Annotated in this window: 23 protein-coding genes; 17 read left to right on the top strand and 6 right to left on the bottom strand. The window is 42.6% G+C overall.

All coding sequences use genetic code 11. The features are described 5' to 3' along the window. Nucleotides 1-78: 78 nt before the first annotated feature. The 3 genes from ggt to FE392_RS08820 all read right to left on the bottom strand — a co-directional run bounded on the left by ggt (nt 79) and on the right by FE392_RS08820 (nt 3,471). Nucleotides 79-1,839: a gamma-glutamyltransferase gene (gene ggt / locus FE392_RS08830; protein WP_319929862.1), complete on the bottom strand. Its 1,761-nt coding sequence runs from the start codon at nt 1,837-1,839 to the stop codon at nt 79-81. A gap of 250 nt (nt 1,840-2,089) precedes the next feature. Beyond that, a complete protein-coding gene (locus FE392_RS08825) occupies nt 2,090-2,692 on the bottom strand; it encodes a peroxiredoxin C (RefSeq protein WP_319929861.1) in 603 nt (200 codons plus the stop codon). 155 nt (nt 2,693-2,847) lie between these two features. Next, on the bottom strand, nt 2,848-3,471 hold the full coding sequence (locus tag FE392_RS08820; RefSeq protein ID WP_319929860.1) for an acyl carrier protein phosphodiesterase: 624 nt from the start codon (nt 3,469-3,471) through the stop codon (nt 2,848-2,850). A 106-nt stretch (nt 3,472-3,577) separates the two neighbouring features. On the opposite strand from FE392_RS08820, the gene queA reads away from it, so the two are divergent. The 11 genes from queA (at nt 3,578) to pgpA (ending at nt 13,587) form a co-directional block, all read left to right on the top strand. Further along, entirely contained in the window at nt 3,578-4,663 is a 1,086-nt protein-coding gene (gene queA / locus FE392_RS08815) for a tRNA preQ1(34) S-adenosylmethionine ribosyltransferase-isomerase QueA (protein ID WP_319929859.1), read from the top strand. 111 nt (nt 4,664-4,774) lie between these two features. After that, on the top strand, nt 4,775-5,899 hold the full coding sequence (gene tgt, locus FE392_RS08810; RefSeq protein ID WP_319929858.1) for a tRNA guanosine(34) transglycosylase Tgt: 1,125 nt from the start codon (nt 4,775-4,777) through the stop codon (nt 5,897-5,899). Between the two features lie 148 nt (nt 5,900-6,047). After that, nucleotides 6,048-6,386, top strand: coding sequence for a preprotein translocase subunit YajC (gene yajC, locus FE392_RS08805; protein ID WP_319929857.1), 339 nt, complete (start codon nt 6,048-6,050; stop codon nt 6,384-6,386). Between the two features lie 28 nt (nt 6,387-6,414). Next, on the top strand, nt 6,415-8,262 hold the full coding sequence (secD, locus tag FE392_RS08800) for a protein translocase subunit SecD (protein ID WP_319929856.1): 1,848 nt from the start codon (nt 6,415-6,417) through the stop codon (nt 8,260-8,262). Between the two features lie 10 nt (nt 8,263-8,272). Beyond that, the gene (gene secF / locus FE392_RS08795; protein ID WP_319929855.1) at nt 8,273-9,241 is read left to right on the top strand and encodes a protein translocase subunit SecF; all 969 of its coding nucleotides are present in this window, start codon (nt 8,273-8,275) and stop codon (nt 9,239-9,241) included. A gap of 122 nt (nt 9,242-9,363) precedes the next feature. Next, on the top strand, nt 9,364-9,813 hold the full coding sequence (nrdR, locus tag FE392_RS08790) for a transcriptional regulator NrdR (protein WP_092510219.1): 450 nt from the start codon (nt 9,364-9,366) through the stop codon (nt 9,811-9,813). Between the two features lie 5 nt (nt 9,814-9,818). Beyond that, complete coding sequence (gene ribD / locus FE392_RS08785; protein ID WP_319929854.1) at nt 9,819-10,940, top strand: bifunctional diaminohydroxyphosphoribosylaminopyrimidine deaminase/5-amino-6-(5-phosphoribosylamino)uracil reductase RibD; 1,122 nt, start codon at nt 9,819-9,821, stop codon at nt 10,938-10,940. A 98-nt stretch (nt 10,941-11,038) separates the two neighbouring features. Next, nucleotides 11,039-11,509: a 6,7-dimethyl-8-ribityllumazine synthase gene (gene ribH / locus FE392_RS08780; RefSeq protein WP_092510214.1), complete on the top strand. Its 471-nt coding sequence runs from the start codon at nt 11,039-11,041 to the stop codon at nt 11,507-11,509. Nucleotides 11,510-11,537: 28 nt separating this feature from the next. Beyond that, complete coding sequence (gene nusB / locus FE392_RS08775) at nt 11,538-11,954, top strand: transcription antitermination factor NusB (protein WP_319929853.1); 417 nt, start codon at nt 11,538-11,540, stop codon at nt 11,952-11,954. Between the two features lie 102 nt (nt 11,955-12,056). After that, the gene (gene thiL, locus FE392_RS08770) at nt 12,057-13,103 is read left to right on the top strand and encodes a thiamine-phosphate kinase (protein WP_319929852.1); all 1,047 of its coding nucleotides are present in this window, start codon (nt 12,057-12,059) and stop codon (nt 13,101-13,103) included. Then, the gene (pgpA, locus tag FE392_RS08765; RefSeq protein ID WP_319929851.1) at nt 13,096-13,587 is read left to right on the top strand and encodes a phosphatidylglycerophosphatase A; all 492 of its coding nucleotides are present in this window, start codon (nt 13,096-13,098) and stop codon (nt 13,585-13,587) included. Before thiL ends, pgpA begins: the two co-directional genes overlap by 8 nt. A 200-nt stretch (nt 13,588-13,787) precedes the next feature. On the opposite strand, the gene pcp is transcribed toward pgpA, so the two are convergent. The 3 genes from pcp to FE392_RS08750 form a co-directional block, all read right to left on the bottom strand. After that, nucleotides 13,788-14,435, bottom strand: a complete 648-nt coding sequence (pcp, locus tag FE392_RS08760) for a pyroglutamyl-peptidase I (protein ID WP_319929850.1) — start codon at nt 14,433-14,435, stop codon at nt 13,788-13,790. Nucleotides 14,436-14,591: 156 nt separating this feature from the next. Next, complete coding sequence (locus FE392_RS08755) at nt 14,592-15,608, bottom strand: DUF979 domain-containing protein (protein ID WP_319929849.1); 1,017 nt, start codon at nt 15,606-15,608, stop codon at nt 14,592-14,594. After that, nucleotides 15,605-16,333 (bottom strand): DUF969 domain-containing protein, encoded by a 729-nt coding sequence (locus FE392_RS08750; protein WP_319929848.1) that lies wholly within the window; start codon nt 16,331-16,333, stop codon nt 15,605-15,607. The genes FE392_RS08755 and FE392_RS08750 overlap by 4 nt, the downstream gene beginning before the upstream one ends. 465 nt (nt 16,334-16,798) lie before the next feature. On the opposite strand from FE392_RS08750, the gene FE392_RS21270 reads away from it, so the two are divergent. The 6 genes from FE392_RS21270 to FE392_RS08725 form a co-directional block, all read left to right on the top strand. Then, nucleotides 16,799-16,963, top strand: coding sequence for an IS1 family transposase (locus FE392_RS21270; protein WP_369292870.1), 165 nt, complete (start codon nt 16,799-16,801; stop codon nt 16,961-16,963). Next, nucleotides 16,923-17,294, top strand: a complete 372-nt coding sequence (locus FE392_RS08745; protein ID WP_319929847.1) for a hypothetical protein — start codon at nt 16,923-16,925, stop codon at nt 17,292-17,294. The genes FE392_RS21270 and FE392_RS08745 overlap by 41 nt, the downstream gene beginning before the upstream one ends. Next, entirely contained in the window at nt 17,295-17,837 is a 543-nt protein-coding gene (locus FE392_RS08740) for a hypothetical protein (RefSeq protein WP_319929846.1), read from the top strand. It begins immediately after the preceding gene. 19 nt (nt 17,838-17,856) lie between these two features. Beyond that, nucleotides 17,857-18,255 (top strand): hypothetical protein, encoded by a 399-nt coding sequence (locus tag FE392_RS08735; RefSeq protein WP_319929845.1) that lies wholly within the window; start codon nt 17,857-17,859, stop codon nt 18,253-18,255. A gap of 156 nt (nt 18,256-18,411) precedes the next feature. Beyond that, nucleotides 18,412-19,365, top strand: a complete 954-nt coding sequence (locus FE392_RS08730; RefSeq protein ID WP_319929844.1) for a hypothetical protein — start codon at nt 18,412-18,414, stop codon at nt 19,363-19,365. Between the two features lie 152 nt (nt 19,366-19,517). After that, nucleotides 19,518-20,369 (top strand): hypothetical protein (locus tag FE392_RS08725; RefSeq protein ID WP_319929843.1); only part of this gene is annotated, 852 nt, incomplete at its 3' end.

The raw sequence follows: 20,369 nt of genomic DNA, 5'->3' as shown, positions 1-20,369 counted from the left end.
ATTGGTACTAAATGTTTATTAAACTAAATGCGTGTATCTGAAATGTGATTAGGCTGCATTGGGTTTCGTAGCCAATGTTTAGTAACCAATAGCTGCACCAGCGGGTCTCCGTACATCATTGGAGCCGTAGATATAACCTTCACGGACAATGCCTGAAACGGCTGAATCATTGCCGGAAGACTCAGGAGCGACTCCAGAAGCTCCCGGTAATCCAATCATGATTAATTCAGTAGCTCCCCACGGCGACTGCTCTACCATTTTATAACCCATTTTTTCCAGTAGATTCAGAGTGTCTTTAGACAAACCGCGTTGTTCATAATAAACCTCATCAGGTAACCATTGATGGTGGATGCGCGGGCTGTTGACGGCTTCTTGTGGTGGCATATTGAAATCGATGATATTCAGGGCGCTTTGTAATGTAATGGAAATAATGCGAGAGCCTCCGGGAGAGCCTAAAACCAAAAATATTTTGTTATCCTTGGTCACGAGTGTAGGGCTCATTGATGATAGTGGGCGCTTACCGGGGGCAATTGAATTGGTTGCACCCTGTACCAACCCATACATGTTTTTCTCCCCGACTTTAGTCGTGAAATCATCCATCTCATCGTTTAAGAAAAAGCCAGTTCCCGGCGCTATTACAACAGCACCAAAACGCCCATTGATTGTATAGGTAGTTGATACTGCATTGCCTTCTTTATCTACCACAGAATAATGTGTTGTTTCTGGCTTCTCATGGGGGCCAATACCGGGCTGAATATCGGCTGATTGCGTAGCTTTATTCGGCTGGATCTCTTTTCTGATGGATTCCGCATAGCTTTTGCTCAACAGTCTATCAAGCGGGTTATTGATGAACTCTGGATCGCCTAGATAGGTATTTCTGTCCATGTACGCGTGGCGCATCGCTTCTGTCAGGGTATGAACATAAGCGGCAGAATTGAATCCCATGGATTTGAGATCATAGCCTTCAACTACATTCAATATTTCGCATAGTGTGACACCACCGGAGCTGGGAGGCGGGGAAGAAATAAATTTGTAACCGCGATAACTACAAGTGACTGGTGTTGTTTCAGTAATATGGAAATTGGCAAAATCGGCTGCGGTAATTATTCCCCCGGATTTTTTCGATGCTTCTTCAACGAGTTGGGGGATCTTTCCATGATAAAAGGCATCAGGCCCTTGTTTGGCAATCATTTCCAGTGTGTTGGCTAAATCGCTCTGAACGAGTCTGTCTCCCGGTTGCAAAGGCGTACCATCTTTACGTAGAAAAATGCGGGCAGCTTCAGGATCTTGTGCGAAACGCTTGACCGTGGTGTCCAGAATATCAGTATCACCGCGCGTCAGGATGTAACCTTCTCGAGCCAGTTTGATAGCGGGAGCCATGACTTGTTCACGGGTTAATGTCCCATATTTTTTCAAGGCCATTTCAAATCCCATGACAGTACCCGGCACGCCAACTGCTTTGTAGCCATACAGACTGGCTCCCTTGATAACATTGCCGTCTTTATCCAGATACATATCAGCGCTGGCTGAAGCGGGGGCTGTTTCACGGAAATTGATGAAGGTATCTTTACCGTCGGCGAGATGAATGGTCATAAAACCGCCGCCGCCGATGTTGCCACAGCAGGGGTTAACGACCGCTTGGGCATAGCCAACTGCAATTGCAGCATCAATGGCATTGCCACCCATTTTGAGCATATCAATACCGGCTTGTGATGCGAGTTTTTGGGAGCTGACAACCATACCTTGTTTGGCTTCTACAGCCGGTTCAGTCGCAGCGTAAAGTGGCGAGAAAACGAGTAGGGATACAACGATTAGTGGAATTTTCCATTTTTTTCGCATGTTAGCTCTCCTGTGTGAGTTTTTTGTACAGAAACCCAAATGGTTGTAATGTTTTTGTTAAAAGTATGTAACTTACCTTATCTAAAGCTCAGGAGTTTGAAAAGACGATTTTATGCGTGTAAAGGTGATCTGGCGGGGATTTCAGAGAAAATAGTTTCTTGAAATAGTTTTTATAAAATAAAAAAACCAGCCGATTGAGCGGCTGGTTTTGTGATGATTGATAATAAATATTGCTTGATTGTAATAGTAATTACAGTTTATCAGCGTTTTTAGTCAGGTATTTTGCTACGCCTTCAGGTGAAGCGCCCATACCTTCCTGACCTTTTGACCATTGTGCAGGACAAACTTCGCCATGCTCTTCATGGAATTGCAGAGCGTCAACCATACGTACCATTTCATCAATGTTACGGCCCAGTGGCAGATCGTTGACAACTTGGTGACGGACAACACTGTTTTTGTCGATCAGGAAAGAACCACGCAGAGCAACGCCAGCTTCTGGGTGCTCAATGCCGTATGCTTTCATGATGTCACGCTTGATGTCAGCAACCATTGGATATTTAACTTCGCCGATGCCGCCTTCGCTGATTGGTGTTTTACGCCATGCGTTGTGAACGAACTCAGAGTCGAAAGAAACACCAATAACTTCAACACCGCGTTGTTGGAATTCTTCATAGCGGTGATCAAAAGCGATTAGCTCAGAAGGGCAGACAAAAGTGAAGTCCATCGGCCAGAAGAAAATAACCGCCGCGCGGCCATTCAGATGTTTTTTCAGGTTAAAGTTTTCGACGATTTCACCGTTACCGAGAACTGCAGCAGCTGTAAAGTCAGGGGCTTGGCGGGTTACTAAAACCATAATTGACTCCTGTGATTTTAAAAGGTGTTATATAGAAACGGGTTACAGCATAAGGAATTAAGGTATAGCAATAAAGGATAAATTACCAATTGCTATGATAGATTTTACCTATCAATACGCTGCTTTTAATTTCTTTTAGCCTACATAAGATAAAGCTATTTGGAAAAAGTGCAAGGCTCTGGAGAAATTTCCTGTTCAAGTAAGCGCTTGCTTGAAGCCAATTCCATCATCTGCGGATAAAATTGGCAAAATAGTGCTTCAAAATCAGAGTAATTGTTTTCTATATCTTGATATGAACCTGCCAAGGCCGATAATTTGGGGCGCCTGCGTGCCATGCTTTGCAGGACGTTAGCAATGCAACTCATATCGGCATAACGGATAAACAGGTTTTGCGACCAGATATATTTGTTGAGTTCTTGGAATTTTTCAGGCGTAGAAGCAAGATGTGGCTCAATATGACTGTGGGCCAAATTGACAAATGCAGGCAGAGAATAATTCTTTTCGAATTTATCCCAATGCAGAGAAAGAAAATGATCCCAAATGATATCCAAAGTAATTGGGGCTACGCGTCGATACTCGCTGCGAAATAAACAGCGGGCTTCTGACACCAGTGGGTGTTCATCTGTCAATCTGTCTACCCTGCGGTGCATACGGATACCTGCTACAATATCGGGACTGAATAATCCGTCTGGCGATCCCCTGACGAAATCCGCCATCAAATTGCCCAATAAAGAACTTCCCGATAATGCGGCTAAATGAAGGTGTGCAAGAAAATTCATAATGGAAGTATACCGTAAATAGTTAAACCAGGTGCTTCTTTGTTGCACCATTGTGTTTGCAGCACTAGACTAGTCCGCCTGTTTTTTTGAATGATACAGATAAAAAATGCGTGTCGCTGATTTTACTTTTGAACTGCCAGAAGAGCTAATTGCTCACTATCCCCAGCCGCAACGAAGCGGTTGCCGCTTGCTTTCCCTTGATGGTGAAACCGGGAAACTGACACATGGTATTTTTACTGATGTGTTGGATAAGCTGGAGGCTGGTGACCTATTGGTTTTCAATAATACCCGTGTTATTCCTGCGCGTCTGTTTGGCCGCAAGGCAACCGGGGGAAAATTGGAAGTTTTAGTTGAAAGGATGCTGGATAATAAGCGAGTGCTCGCTCACGTTCGTGCGTCCAAGGCACCGAAAGAAGGCGCAGAGCTTATTCTTGGTGAAGATGTTATTGGCGAGGAACAAAGCATTAAGGCAACAATGCTGGCTCGCCACGACACTTTATTTGAAATTCGTTTTGATGATGAACGTGATGTCTTGACCATTTTGGAGCAAATTGGCCATATGCCGTTGCCTCCTTATATTGCCCGCCCTGATGAAGATGCCGATCGCGAATTGTATCAGACGGTTTATAACGAACGTCCGGGAGCGGTTGCAGCACCGACAGCGGGTTTACATTTTGATGAGCCTCTTTTAGCTGCCTTGAGAGAAAAAGGCGTTGAAATGTCTTTTGTCACTCTGCATGTTGGCGCAGGTACGTTTCAACCTGTAAGGGTGGAAACTATCGAAGATCATGTAATGCATGCTGAATATGCAGAAGTGCCACAAGATGTCGTGGACGCGGTTCTGGCATGTAAAGCACGTGGCAATAAAGTTGTTGCAGTTGGAACGACTTCAGTCCGTTCATTGGAAAGTGCTGCCAGAGCCTGTCAGGATGGCGTTATCGCCCCATTCTTTGATGATACCCAAATTTTTATCTATCCTGGGTTTGAATATCAGGTTGTGGATGCATTGATTACCAATTTCCACCTGCCGGAATCCACCCTTATCATGCTGGTTTCGGCGTTTGCGGGTTATAAAAATACCATGAATGCTTATAAAGAAGCGGTTGCCGAAAAATATCGCTTTTTCAGCTACGGTGATGCGATGTTCATTAATCGCAATGAAGCCGCGTCAAAAGAGATGGTATCGAAATAAAAATATTGCAATAAAAGATTTTGAAATCAAAATGTTCTTCATTTCAGCTCCACTGATATGAACGGTGTCTAAACATAACATCAGACTGTCTTTCTGATGTATGGAGGTTAAGTGAAATTTGAGTTACAAAAGACGGATGGCAATGCCCGTCGTGGCCGCCTGGTTTTTGACCGTGGTGTTGTAGAAACCCCGGCATTCATGCCAGTGGGCACTTACGGTACGGTAAAAGGAATGACACCGGAAGAAGTGAAAGATACTGGTGCGCAAATCCTGTTGGGGAATACTTTCCATCTTTGGTTGCGTCCGGGGCAGGAAATCATGAAATTACATGGTGACTTGCACGATTTTATGCAGTGGCAGGGGCCTATTCTGACCGATTCTGGCGGTTTTCAGGTCTTCAGCCTCGGCGCGATGCGTAAAATCAAGGAAGAAGGAGTACATTTCCGCAATCCAATCAATGGAACGCCTGTGTTCCTCAGCCCTGAAAAATCCATGGAAATCCAATATGACTTGGGTTCCGACATCGTCATGATTTTTGATGAATGTACGCCATACCCGGCTGACTGGGATTATGCAAAGCGTTCCATGGAAATGTCATTGCGCTGGGCTGCCCGCAGCCGTCAGCGTTTTAATGAACTGAATAATAAGAATGCCTTGTTTGGCATTATTCAGGGCAGCGTTTATGAAGACTTGCGTGACGTTTCTGTAAAAGGTCTGGTGGAAATTGGCTTTGACGGCTACGCTGTGGGTGGCCTTGCTGTTGGCGAACCGAAAGAAGACATGCACCGTATTCTGGAGCATGTTTGCCCGCAGATCCCGCAGGATAAACCACGTTATTTGATGGGTGTCGGCAAGCCGGAAGATTTAGTTGAAGGTGTTCGCCGTGGTATCGACATGTTTGACTGTGTGATGCCAACGCGTAATGCCCGCAATGGCCATCTGTTTGTAACGGAAGGGGTTATAAAAATCCGCAATGCAAAACATAAGGAAGATACTTCTCCGTTAGATGAGCATTGTGACTGCTATACTTGTCGGAATTATAGCCGCGCATACCTTCATCACCTTGATCGTTGTAACGAAATTCTTGGTGCAAGGCTGAATACAATTCATAATTTAAGGTATTATCAGCGTTTGATGGCTGGAATTCGCAAAGCCATTGAAGAAGGCAAACTGGAACAGTTTGTTGAAGCGTTTTATCAGCAGATCGGTAAACCCGTTCCGCCGTTAAATATATAATTTGGCGTGACTAATCAGCCTTAATATGTGTAGCATGTTGGGCTGGTTTTTGATCGAGCCATTATCGATTTTTAGATAGTAATACTTTTAATAAATAGTAATACTTTCGATAACTAGTAACACTTTCGATAACAATGAGGGAAATTTGATGAGTTTTTTTATTTCTGAAGCTGCGGCAGCTGCTGGTGCTCCAGCACAAGCTCAAGGGAACCCATATTCTCTGATTATCATGCTGGTTGTTTTCGGTTTGATTTTCTATTTCATGATCTTGCGTCCACAACAAAAGCGTACCAAAGAACATAAAAAATTAATGGAATCCATCTCTAAAGGTGATGAAGTACTGACTTCTGGTGGTTTGGTTGGTCGTGTCACTAAAGTGTCTGAAACGGGTTATGTTGTTATTGCCCTGAATGACACTACAGAAATAACCGTTAAGCGTGACTTCGTCGCCGCCGTTTTGCCGAAAGGTACAATGAAGGCTATTTAATTTTCCGATTTTCCCGAAGGGAACTGCCGTGTTGAACCGTTATCCTTTGTGGAAGTATCTGATGCTGATCGCTGCGATCCTCATCGGTTTGCTTTATGCACTTCCCAACCTTTATGGTGAGGATCCGGCTGTACAAATCACTGGCGCGCGAGGCATCGCCGCCAGTGAAAAAACGCTGGACCAAGTCCGTAATGTTTTAGAAAAAGACCATATCAATAGTAAGTCTATTGTATTGGAAAATGGCGCTATTCTTGCCCGTTTCAATAACTCTGACGTTCAGCTCCGTGCTCGTGAAGCACTGGTTTCTGCATTAGGTGAGCAATATGTTGTGGCTCTGAACCTTGCTCCTGCAACACCTATCTGGTTAAGGGCACTTGGTGCAGACCCCATGAAACTGGGGCTTGACCTGCGTGGTGGCGTTCACTTCCTGATGGAAGTGGATATGGAAACCGCACTGAGCAAGTTGCAAGAGCAGAATGTTGATAGTTTACGCTCTGAACTGCGTGAGCAAGGTATCTCTTATTCCACTATCCGTAAAGTAGACAATTACGGTGTTGAAATTCGTTTCCGTGATGACGATACGCGCTCTAAAGCGGAAAGCTATCTCGAACCCCGCCATCGTGACTTAGTGTTTTCCAATGGTACAAATAACACGCTGAAAGTCGTTATGAGTGATGAACGTCTGCGTGAAGCCCGTTCTTACGCGGTACAGCAAAACATCACTATTCTGCGCAATCGCGTTAACCAACTGGGCGTTGCTGAACCTTTGGTTCAACGTCAGGGGGCAGACCGTATTGTTGTTGAATTGCCAGGTATCCAGGATACTGCCCGCGCGAAAGAGATCCTCGGTGCGACGGCAACACTGGAATTCCGTCTGGTAAATACTAACGTTGACCAAAATGCTGCTTTGTCCGGTCGTATTCCGGCTGACTCAGAACTGCAATATACCCGAGAGGGTAGCCCTGTAGTGCTGTACAAGCGCGTTATTCTGACAGGCGATCATATTACTGATTCTACCTCCAGCACCGATGAGAACGGTTATCCGCAGGTTAACATTTCTCTGGACAGCGCTGGCGGTACTGCGATGTCTAATTTCACCAAAGATAATCTGCAAAAACCAATGGCAACGCTGTTTGTGGAATATAAAGACAGCGGCAAGAAAGATGCCACTGGTCGGGCGCTTTTGGTCAAGAAAGAAGAAGTCATCAACATCGCTACCATTCAGTCACGTTTAGGCAATAGTTTCCGTATTACAGGCATCTCTAATCCGGCAGAAGCCCGTCAACTGTCCCTGTTGTTGCGTGCCGGTGCGTTGATTGCTCCAATCCAGATTGTAGAAGAGCGTACCATCGGGCCAACTCTGGGCTTGCAAAACATTGAGCAAGGCCTTGAAGCGTGTCTGTGGGGTTTGATTGCATCCATCCTGTTCATGGTCATTTACTACCGTAAATTTGGTTTGATTGCGAGCAGTGCACTGTTGACTAACTTAGTGCTGATCGTCGGTATTATGTCACTGCTGCCGGGAGCAACGCTGACAATGCCCGGTATTGCCGGTATTGTTCTGACACTGGCTGTTGCGGTGGATGCGAATGTATTGATCAACGAACGTATCAAAGAAGAATTGCGCAATGGCCGCACGGTACAGCAAGCAATTCATGAAGGTTACAAAGGCGCGTTCTCCAGTATTATCGATGCAAACCTGACTACGTTGATTACTGCTGTCATCCTGTATGCTGTGGGTACTGGCTCGATTAAGGGCTTTGCGATCACCACCAGCATTGGTGTGGCGACTTCCATGTTCACCGCTATTGTGGGAACACGTGCAATCGTGAACTTGCTGTACGGTGGCAAGCGCATCAATAAGTTGTCAATTTAAGGAGCACGTTGTGGCACAGGATTATACTGTTGAACAATTAAACTATGGGCGTAAAGTTATCGACTTTATGCGCTGGGACAACGTCGCCTTTGGAATTTCGTTCCTGTTATTGGTTGCATCTATCGTGATGATAGGAGTCCGTGGGTTTAACTGGGGGCTTGATTTTACCGGAGGTACGGTAATTGAAATCAACCTGAGCAAACCAGCTGATTTGGACAAGATGCGTGATAGCCTGGCAAAAAATGGCTTCTCTGACGCGCTGTTGCAAAATTTCGGCAGCAGCCGTGATGTCATGGTTCGCATGCCTCCGGTTGCCGGCAATGCAGGGCAAGAACTGGGTAGTAAGGTTCTTTCGGTTATTAATCAGAATGTTGACAATGATGCTACGGTCAAACGTGTAGAGTTTGTTGGCCCGAGTGTAGGCTCTGAACTGGCACAAACCGGGGCGATGGCGCTATTGACAGCGCTAATCTGTATCTTGATTTATGTGGGCTTCCGCTTCGAGTGGCGTCTGGCGTTGGGTGCGGTTATTGCGTTGGCGCATGACGTTATCATTACTCTGGGCGTACTGTCGTTGTTCCACATTGAGATTGACCTGACGATTGTTGCTTCATTGATGTCCGTTATCGGTTATTCATTGAACGATAGTATTGTTGTATCGGATCGTATTCGCGAAAACTTCCGTAAGATACGCCGTGGTACACCTTATGAAATCACGAACGTTTCCCTGACTCAGACGCTGAGCCGTACCATCATGACTTCAGCAACCACCTTGCTGGTTGTGATGATGCTGTACATCTTCGGCGGTGAAATGCTCAAAGGCTTCTCACTGGCGATGCTGATCGGGGTTTCTATCGGTACAGTATCTTCTATCTATGTCGCTTCGGCACTGGCTTTGAAGTTGGGTATGAAGCGTGAGCATATGATCCAGCAGAAAGTTGAGAAAGAAGGGGCTGATCAGCCTTCCATTCTTCCTTAATATTTTAGTGTGATCGAGGTACGATATATCTTAAACGCCCTGTGAGTACTCACTGACAGGGTGTTTTTCACGATCACTTCAAGGTACACTATCATCCCTTCTGTTAACTGTCAGGAAACGATATGCATTGCCCATTTTGCGCAGCCGTTGATACAAAAGTTATTGATTCCCGTCTGGTTGGTGATGGTTCACAGGTACGCCGTCGCCGTCAGTGTCTGGAGTGTCATGAACGCTTCACTACGTTTGAAGTCGCAGAACTGGTGATGCCACGAGTGATTAAAAGTGATGATATCCGGGAGCCTTTTGACGAAGAAAAATTGCGGCGTGGCATGCAAAAAGCATTGGAAAAGCGTCCTGTCAGCTCAGATGATGTAGAAACAGCAATCAGTCATATCAAGTCACAGGTACGGGCAACGGGAGAGCGTGAAATACCATCCAAAATGATTGGCAATTTTGTCATGGATGCGTTGAAAAAACTTGATAAAGTGGCATATATTCGTTTTGCATCTGTTTACCGCAGTTTTGAAGATATTCGTGAATTCGGCGAAGAGATCGCCAGACTACAAGACTAAACACCATGACACTCGATGAAATTTATATGTCCCGTGCGCTGGAACTTGCGTACCAAGGGCGTTTTACAACTTCCCCAAATCCGAATGTAGGTTGTGTCATCGTCAAAGATGAGCAAATTGTAGGTGAAGGTTTTCATTTACGTGCTGGTGAACCTCATGCAGAAGTCCACGCACTTCGTATGGCTGGTGAAAAAGCGCAAGGAGCGACAGCTTATGTCACCCTTGAACCATGCAGTCATCATGGTAGAACCCCGCCTTGTGCAGATGCTTTGATTGCCGCAGGAATCAGCAGGGTTGTCGTTGCGATGCAAGATCCCAATCCACAAGTTGCCGGGCGTGGCTTATATAAATTGCAGCAGAATGGTATTGCCGTCGAGCATGGGCTGATGATGGATCAGGCCGAATCCCTCAATAAAGGGTTCCTTAAGCGGATGCGCACAGGTTTCCCCTATCTGCAATTGAAACTGGGCGCATCATTGGATGGCCGCACGGCATTGGCATCGGGGGAAAGTAAATGGATCACTTCACCGCAAGCACGTCAGGATGTACAGAAATTACGGGCGCAGTGCAGTGCCATTTTGAGCTCCAGCTCAACGGTATTGGCAGATGATCCTTCTCTTACTGTCCGTTGGAATGAACTGGATATTGATACACAATCGGTATATCCTCAGGAAACTCTCCGCCAACCAATCCGCATTATTACAGATAGCCAAAACCGTGTAACACCACAGCATCAGGTAATCCAGCACGCTGGAGAATGTTTGTTAGCACGCACAAACATAGTTCCCAAAAACAACGGTGAGCAACAATGGCCTGATAATGTTGAACAGATTTTATTGCCGGCACATGGTAATGGTGTTGATTTAGTTTTGTTGATGATGCAGCTTGGTAAGCGCAATATAAATTCTGTATGGGCAGAATGTGGCCCGGCTTTGGCTGGTGCATTGCTATCACTGGGGCTGGTGGATGAATTAATCCTGTATATCGCGCCTAAAGTATTGGGGGATAGTGCACGTGGGTTATTCTCCATCCCTGAATTGCAAAAATTATCAGATGCGCCCGAGTTCACCCTGTTTGATGTACAACAAATTGGGCCAGATGTGCGTCTTCGCTTACGACCGCGCTAGGTGTCTTGGTTTAAGTTTGGACATAAACCAAGACGCAGAGAAAAATAATGTGATAAGATCCGCGCCCCTGCGGATATGAATAAGATATAAGGAAGGCTATGAACGTAATCAAAGGTGTTGTTGCAGCTCCTGAAGCCCGCATTGCAATCGCAATTGCCCGCTTTAACAACTTCATTAATGACAGCCTGCTGGAAGGGGCCGTGGATGCGTTGGAACGCATCGGTCAGGTTTCTTCAGATAATATCACCGTGGTATGGGTTCCGGGTGCTTATGAGCTGCCGCTGACAGTCAAAGCATTGGCTGAATCCAAACAATATGATGCGGTTATCGCTTTGGGCACCGTTATCCGTGGCGGCACAGCCCACTTTGAATATGTTGCCGGCGAGTGTAGCTCTGGTTTGTCCAGCGTGGCAATGTCCAGCAATATTCCTGTCACATTCGGTGTTCTGACGACTGAAAGTATTGAACAGGCGATTGAACGCGCTGGCACTAAAGCGGGTAATAAAGGTGCGGAAGCTGCCTTGACCGCATTGGAAATGATTAATGTAATTAAAGCCATTAAAGGCTGAATTTTTAGTTTTAATTAAGGGGAATTTTGTGAAACCTGCTGCTCGTCGTCGTGCTCGTGAGTGTGCTGTTCAGGCAATTTATTCATGGCAATTATCTAAAAATAATATTGCTGATGTTGAATTCGAATTTTTGTCAGAGCAAGACGTAACCGGTGTTGATGTCACCTATTTCCGTGAATTGCTCTCCGGGGTAGCGGTCAATGCCACAAAATTGGATGCTTTAATGGCACCTTATCTTTCTCGCCAGCTCGAAGAGCTAGGCCAGGTGGAAAAAGCCATCTTGCGCGTTGCGATGTTTGAACTAAGCTTTCGTGATGATGTTCCCTACAAAGTGGCTATCAATGAAGGTATCGAACTGGCAAAAACGTTTGGTGCTGAAGATAGCCATAAATTCGTAAATGGGGTATTGGATAAAGCTGGCCCGGCAGTACGCAAGAAAAAGTGATTGCTTGCCAGGAGTTCCCCATTATAACTTGATGATTTTACACATAAGGCCGGCATTCCGGCCTTATGTGCTAATCGTTAGTCACTTTTTTGGAATTCTACTATGGCATGTGGTGAATTTGACCTCATTGCACGTTATTTCAATCGCCATACCATTCGCCGTCGTGATGTAAATCTAGGGATTGGCGATGATTGTGCGCTGATGACTGTTGCAGATAAGCAAGAATTGGCGGTAACAACAGATACGTTGGTTGCCGGTATCCATTTTCTTCCTGATATCTCGCCGGAAGATTTGGCCTATAAGGCATTGGCCGTCAATATCAGTGACTTGGCTGCTGTTGGTGCAGATCCGGCTTGGGCATCTCTGGCATTGACGTTGCCTGATGTTGATGAAAACTGGTTAAGACGATTCAGTGACAGTTTATTTGAGCAACTGAATTATTACGGTATGCAGTTAATCGGTGGGGATACCACAAAAGGCCCCATGAGTTTAACGCTGACCGTACATGGTTTGGTTCCTGCTGGCCGGGCCTTGCGCCGGGCGGGAGCGAGAAACGGTGACTGGCTCTATGTAACCGGAACATTGGGTGACAGCGCGGCGGGGCTTGCGTTGTTGCAAGGTAACCTGACTATCGAAGATGCTGCAATCCACAATTGGTTGGTTAAACGCCATCTTCGCCCACAACCACGGGTTTTACAGGGGCAGGCGCTGCGTGATTTGGCCTCTTCTGCCATTGATTTGTCTGATGGTTTGATTTCTGATCTTAACCATATTCTGTCAGCCAGTCAGTGTGGTGCCCGGATTAATCTGGATGCACTGCCTTATTCGGAAGCTATGCAGCAATATGTTTCACCCGAACAAGCGCTGAAATGGGCATTAAGTGGCGGGGAAGATTATGAATTGTGCTTCACTGTGCCTGAGCTGAATCGTGGTGCATTAAATATGGCGTTGGCTCATTCTGGTGCCAGTTTCTGCTGTATTGGGCAAATCAGGCCGGAATCGGAAGGCATCCGTTATTTTAACAACAACGAAGAAATTGAGTTGGATCTGAACGGCTTTGACCACTTTAAAACCGATAAAAAACCGTTAGTACCTTGCTCAGCTGTTCGGCAAGCAGAAAATGATCAAACGGAGGGGACTCATGGATGATGCAAAGCGCCACTTAAGGATGAGTAATCCTTGGCATTTGCTGGCAACGGGATTTGGCAGTGGTTTGTCACCTATCATGCCGGGAACTATGGGATCAGTGGCAGCCATTCCTTTTTGGCTGCTACTGACACCGTTGCCGACATGGGGAATTTGGCTGGTTATTGTGTTGGGAACCCTCATCGGTTGCATCATTTGCCAGAAAGCCGCTGATGCCATGAATGTGGAAGATCCGGGTTGTGTCGTCTGGGATGAATTCATCGGCATGTGGATCACGTTGATGGCTATCCCGGTACTCAACTGGCAATGGGTTCTGGTCGCCTTTATCGTATTCCGCATTTTTGATATGTGGAAACCATGGCCGATCCGCTGGTTCGATCGCTATGTCAAAGGTGGCATTGGCATTATGCTGGATGACATTATTGCGGCTATTTTTGCTGTCGTGGTTATCTGGTTGCTGAATTTCTACCAACTATTGCCTTTCTAATATTGCCTTTTTAACTCGTGACGTTAATAAGATATTTTAAATACATTCTTAGCGTTCATGCTTAGCATCATAGTTACCGCATATTTATCTGATTAGCCGCGTATTCTGCGGCTGATCTATTTCTTCTTGATAAATGCATCACTCGCTTTTCAAATTGCAACTTTGCTGGCTGCAACTTGAAACCTAACGGGAATTTACACTTAATGTGTTGTCCCGCCTGTCACATTGATATCTGATTTATTTTCCCATGCCGTTTCAATGGCCAATTTCAGTGCGGTTGTCATCAATTCTAGCGTCATGCTTGGCATATCCGCGAAGTTAGCAGCCTGTTCAGGCAGATAAGGAATATGGATAAATCCTCCTCGTGTTGAAGGCGCATTTTGGACTAAATAATGCAGCAAGCCATACATCACATGATTGCAAACAAAAGTGCCGGCAGTTTGGGATACTGACGCGGGGAGTCCTGTTTTTCTCAATACCTCAACGATCGTTTTAATTGGCAGGTTAGAGAAATATGCAGCAGGCCCACCGGGAATGACTGGGGTGTCAATGGGTTGTTTTCCTGCATTATCAGGGATGCGGGCATCATTGATATTAATGGCAACACGTTCAATACTGATATCCGCCCTGCCTCCTGCTTGCCCGACAGAGAGAACCAATTCTGGCTGAGTTTTATCAATTGCCGCGTAAAGATGCTGTAAAGCAATATCAAAAACACAAGGAAGCAGGCAAGTTTCTATTTTCGCGTCCGCAATTTGGTATCCTTGCAATGATTTGATGGCTTCCCATGATGGATTAAATGCCTCTCCACCGAAAGGCTCAAAGCCTGTGATCAAAATAGTTTTCATAGCCGTTCCTTATCATTATTTTGTAAGCATATACCCAATGGATTTCAAGTTGCATCGCGGCGGCAAAGGAATTCATCCTCGGGAGCATAGATAACTATGTGACCGGGGTGAATGAGTGCAGCCAACAAAGAGGCGGCTTGAAAGACGAAGGGTATATCAAAACATCAGAAAATAGAGCAAAAACACATTCATAATCAATAAAACACATCCGGTGGGAATTTGAGCTTTAATAACGGCATTACGATCAGGCAGTTCCAAAAGTGCGGCAGGAACAATATTGAAGTTTGCCGCCATGGGGGTCATCAACGTACCGCAATATCCGGAAAACATGCCGATGGCAGCCATAACTGCCGGATTGCCTCCATGTTGCAAAATCAAAATAGGAATGCCAATCCCGGCGGTGATGATAGGAAAGGCGGCAAAAGCATTCCCCATAATCATGGTTAACAAAGCCATGCCAAAAACGTAAGTGACCACGGCAATAAACCGATTATCGACAGCCAAATAATTTTCCGTCAAATAGGAAACTATCGTTCCCACACCTGCTGCGGTAAACAGCAACCCAAGGGTTGCCAGTACTTGTGGCAGGATAAACACACAACCAATTGCATCCAACAGACGCCGTGTCTCCTGTATTGGTTGAGTGATAGGATCACGGCTCATGCGCAAGGCCATAATTAACCCAATCAAGCAACCAAGCGTAATGGAGAAGAGTGTAACCAGAGTGGAATGATTTCCTGCACCAAAAACGGCTTCTTGCAAACCAGGAATATGGTTAAATGCCAGCACACCTAACATCGTAATGACAGGAATAATCAAGACAGGAAAAAATAATCGATAACCAAGACGTTCAGCACTTTCTTGTTGTTGTTTTTGTGTTCGCTGATGATAATTTCCCAGACGTACACCCCCGAATCCAGCCAGCAAGGCCATGAAAACCACTAACCCACCGACACCGATATGAGCGATCCTCTGGGCATGATTTTCATCACTAATCCAAAGTGACATCAGGTCACTGCTCCATTTTCCGACCAGGAAAATCAAACCATAAAGCCCCCAGAACAAGCCTGTCGTGAAACGGCGAGGGTTGTCTTTATCACGCCAAGACATAATTGCAATTGCGATTAAGATAAGCCCGGCCAATACATAGAGGTATTGTAACTGAAACATCATTTTTCCCCTTTGTTGCTTAACTTGGCGTGGTTCAATGAATTCAATTCATTGGCAAGGTGAAAATCAAGACGATATAGCCGCACTGAGTGGATTAGGAAAGCACAAATTGCAGTGGGGATACCCCAAAGAGCGATATGCAATGGCTCAGTTTGGATGTTGGCTGACTCCAGCATAAAATTATGCATAAAGATAATTGCGCCAAAAGCGACAAAAATATCCTCACCGAAGAACAGGCCAGTATTGTCTGTGGCGGCGGACATGGCTCGGATACGATACTTAACTGCATCCGGCAACTCACCATATTGATTTTCGGCAGCACCCTCTGCCATGGGCGCCAGCAAGGGGCGAACCATTTGCGGATGCCCGCCTAAACTGGTTAACCCCAGCGCTGCGGAGACTTCACGTATAAACAGATAGACAATCAGTAAGCGCCCCGTTGTGGCGGCCTTGATATGAGCAATGGATTTCTGAGCTTGTTCTTTCAGCCCATGCCGTTCCAGTAGACCGACAATAACGAGGGGGAACAGAATGGTCAGGGATAAATTCAAGGTATTGATAAAGCCGGAACCGAGTTTTTCCAGAATATCCAGAATTGGCATTTGAGCGGCTAGCCCGGTGATGAAACCTGCGACTGTAACCACTAAAACAGGGTTAAATCTGATGATAAAACCGATGATAATGACCGCTATCCCGATTAGGGGCCAGAAGTTGATAGCTTGCTGCATATTTTATTTCCCCAATTAAACGAGTGTTTGTAATGTTGTTGGTTGAAACTATACCTATTGTTAAATTATTGTTTTAATATTGTTGAACAATAAATAGGGTTCTATTAATAAATAAGCAAATGAAATTTGCATGGAATTTTAAAAATGGTATGTAGATCACTTATGTTCAGATTGTTTCTTAAAGCGTAGGGTTATTGATTTAAGTTAGTTGCAATGTGAATTTTTGGCTTTGTAATCGTGCGGTGGTTTGAGAATTATTGGCTATATGGAGAGAAAATATTATGAGCAGGGGAGAATAGAAAAATACATTAATTTGTAATCATGGAAATAAATAGTGATATTTACGAGTTTTATTGTTTATCCTTTAGGATGGTTTCATGAGATGGATTTTATATGGATATTCAATAAAATTATTAAAAATTTGGTAGTGACTCCAAAACGTTATTTGATACAAAGAGAAAACAGATAATAGTACATGTATTCGGCCCAGAAAGAACTGATGCGACCTGTCGCAAATTGCTCGACTTGCTGATGCCTTTTAGCATTCATTTTATTACCACGGATGATTTGAGGAGTAACACCAGAGAAATTGAGCCTGAAAAACATCATTATAACGCTTTGGCGTCATGACCAGTTTTTTTATAAAGTTCAGCAAACTATGAACTCTACATTAAATAATGCTATTGGAGGAGGTTTTTTTGCTATGTCTAACACGGATAAATATTTTAAGGCAAAGAAAACATTCGAACTTTCATTGCAAGAATCATACTCTAAATTAGAATATGTAGATGGGCTGGCAACTTTAAGTGTGGAGATAGATTCAAATGATGCTATTCATCTGAAAATATATTGGTTTTATATGCCGACAGAAGATACTATTTCTCCTCTTCGTTATTCTTGGGGTAAAAAACCAATATTAGAAAATGCTGTATACGGCTATCATGATGAGGAATTAATCTAGATGATTTTCTTTAAAAGAAGAAAAATAAAATTAACTGACGTTAAATCAGAGAATTTATCAACACTGTGTGATCCTCTTTTACATAAGGATTTGGGTGTTTTAGATGGCTCGGGTGTTAAAAATGCATTGTTTTTAAGTAGCATTAATGATACGGAATGCCAGTTAGAATATAACTTTAATTATATAATAAGAGCTATTCTACTTTCTTGGCTTTTGGGATTTACGTTGGCATTTGGTAATTTCATTAATGATTTCATGAGAACATGGGAGGCTAATGAAGAAATTTTTCTTAAATTGGCAAAGTATGCTAAGGAGGATTTTGGCGAATATTTTTATTTGAATGAAAATATCCCTGAGCATCAAAAAAAATATGGATATATTGCACATGATGATAGTATTTCTTTTTTTAAATATTTGCATATACGCTATTCTAAAGATGGCTTTTATGGCGAAAAAAATGCTAGGAAGGACTTAATATTAGATGGTTCTTTTTTCTTGTTTTTTTTTAATGATGAATGTCATTTTAATCTATTTTTTATTTAAAATTAGGAAGCCTGCACCTTTGATTATCGATCGTGAAAGACAAGTTTTTTATACTTGGAAAAAAGATAAAATGTATGTTTCTCGTTACAATCAGTTGGATGTAGTTAATATATCTAATATCTTATATCTAAGAGTTTATGGTGTGAATGAGAGTAATAATCTTAAATCCTATTTTTTTGCTCCGAGGATTAATAATTTCATAGACCCTATAACAAATAAATCCTATTTTCTTACTTTTATATCGAAATACTTATTACAAGGAAGGGAATCTGTCAGTTCTGTCGATTTTAAGCGTTGGCTACCATTATTTTTGGGGCGTAAAAGGGAAAAGCCAACAGATTGGGAATATCAAATGGCTACTATTTTGACTGAACTAGATCGTCTTGGACCACCGGATATTTTGGAATCTGATTTATAATTGGGAGCAGGCTAAATTAACTTGGAAATTTAAGTCATTACACTAATGAGTCTCCAGTGGCAGTAGATAAATTGTCACTAGGGACTTGAAAAAATTATAAAAATTATTTTACATTATAATTACTTATTAAAAATGAGCTATGAGAAGACTAGTGAAATGCGAGTCGAAAGATTATCAATGATATGTGATCAAATTTTGAAGGAAGATATTGAGATATTGGACAGCAAGGGATTGAAAGATGAGGGTATTGTTGAATCAATTAATGACGAAACCTGTATTATAATTAATGAAGTTAATTATAATCGAAGATGGATTATAATTTCTGCTCTTATAGGGTTTTTATTGTCATTTGGTTTTTCTATTCATGAATTTGTTAAAACATGGAAAGGTAATGAAAAAGGATATTTTACTACACTTGAATATTCCAAGAAAGTATATGGTGATGAATTCTATTTAAACCCTAAGTTGCCAGAAAATTTAAAGCCATATAAATATATTTCTAATTCCAAGTCTATATCTCTACCAGAATACCTTCATATTAGATATATGGATAATGGATTCTATGAAAAATCCACAGTGCAATATAATTTATTAGTTGATGGAGGGTTTTTTATTTTCTTTCTTGTTATTAACTCTGCCTTATTTTATTTGTTGTTTTTTAATCGTAAATCTGCACCATTAGTTATTGATAGAAAAAAAAGGATTTTTTACACATGGGAAAAAGGAAGGGTGTATGTTGCAAGTTATTCGCAATTGGAGGTTATTAGTGCTGAAGGAGCCTTATTTTTAAGAACTTATGGCTTTGATGAAAATGGTAATTTGTGTTTTCATCATTTTTGGCCTCGTACCCCTAAATTATATAATTCACATGTAAGAAGAGAGTATCTATTAAATTTCATAGCAAGCTATTTAATTAAAGGAAAGGCCGCTGTCAGTTTGGTGAATTTTCAACGTCAAAGAATGTTGATTTCATCTCTATTTCTTTTACGCCAAGAACAAAAGCCTATGAATTGGGAATCCCAAATTGAATATATTTTGATTGAGATAGATAAAGCTATGCCACCAGAAATTTTTCCAGATAAATATACGATTAAGGGTAGTATTCAATAATGGGTAAATAAATTCATAATGGTAAAGGTTTTTAGTACTTCAGCAGGGCGTTTGTTAACGCTCTATGTTTTTCTCTTGAAAAAATAAATTAATACAATGGTTGCTGATATTTTTTTGTGGTCTGTGAATATAATAACAAGGAATCATATTAAATGATGAATTCAATAAAAAAATGGCTATCAAAAAATCCCGAGAATAAAACAAGCACAAATGTCAATGTCAATCGATTATCGACAGTATGTGATCCGAGCTTGGATGAAAACATTGGTATACTGGATAAAAATCAAATAAAATCAGAGGATTTTATTGGTTTAATAAATGATAAGAAATGTGAAATACGATTTGGCAAAAGTAATTTTCATGAAATTGTCTTATTTTCTTCGTTAATTGGTTTTTTGTTGGGGTTTTGTTTTTTTATTGATTCTGTTGTTAATACATGGAAGGTCAATGAAAAAGCTCATTTAAGGATAATTAGTTATGCGAAAAGAGATTATGGTGAGGAATTTTATTTAAATCCAAGCCTTCCTGATTATCTTAAAAATTATAAGTATCTGTCTGATGCGGAGAGTATATCTTGGCCTCAATATTTTCATATTCGTTATACAGACAGCGGTTTTTACAGTAAATCTAGAGTACGAAAGAATTTATTTTTAGATGGCGGTTTTTTTCTATTTTTTGTTACAATGATTCTAATTCATTTATGGGTGGTATATTTACTTCGTAAAATACCCTCTCTTGTTATTGATCGGGAAAGAAAATTATTTTACACCTGGCGCCGGGGAAAAATGTATGTTGCGCGTTACTCTCAGGTTGAAGTTGTGAATGCATATAATACTCTTTATTTAAGGCTCTATGGGCTGGATAAAAATAACAAACTTAGTATTTATACTTTTGTCCCCCGGATTCCTAACTTACTTGATGATGTAATAAGCAAAAGCTATTTATTGGATTTTATTGCAAAATACCTGATAAAGGGAAAAGAATCTGTCAGTTCTGTGGATTTT

Origin of the sequence: Xenorhabdus santafensis, from assembly GCF_033949405.1 — a bacterium.
Classification (GTDB): Bacteria; Pseudomonadota; Gammaproteobacteria; order Enterobacterales; family Enterobacteriaceae; genus Xenorhabdus; species Xenorhabdus santafensis.
This window is presented reverse-complemented; position numbering and strand designations above follow the sequence as displayed.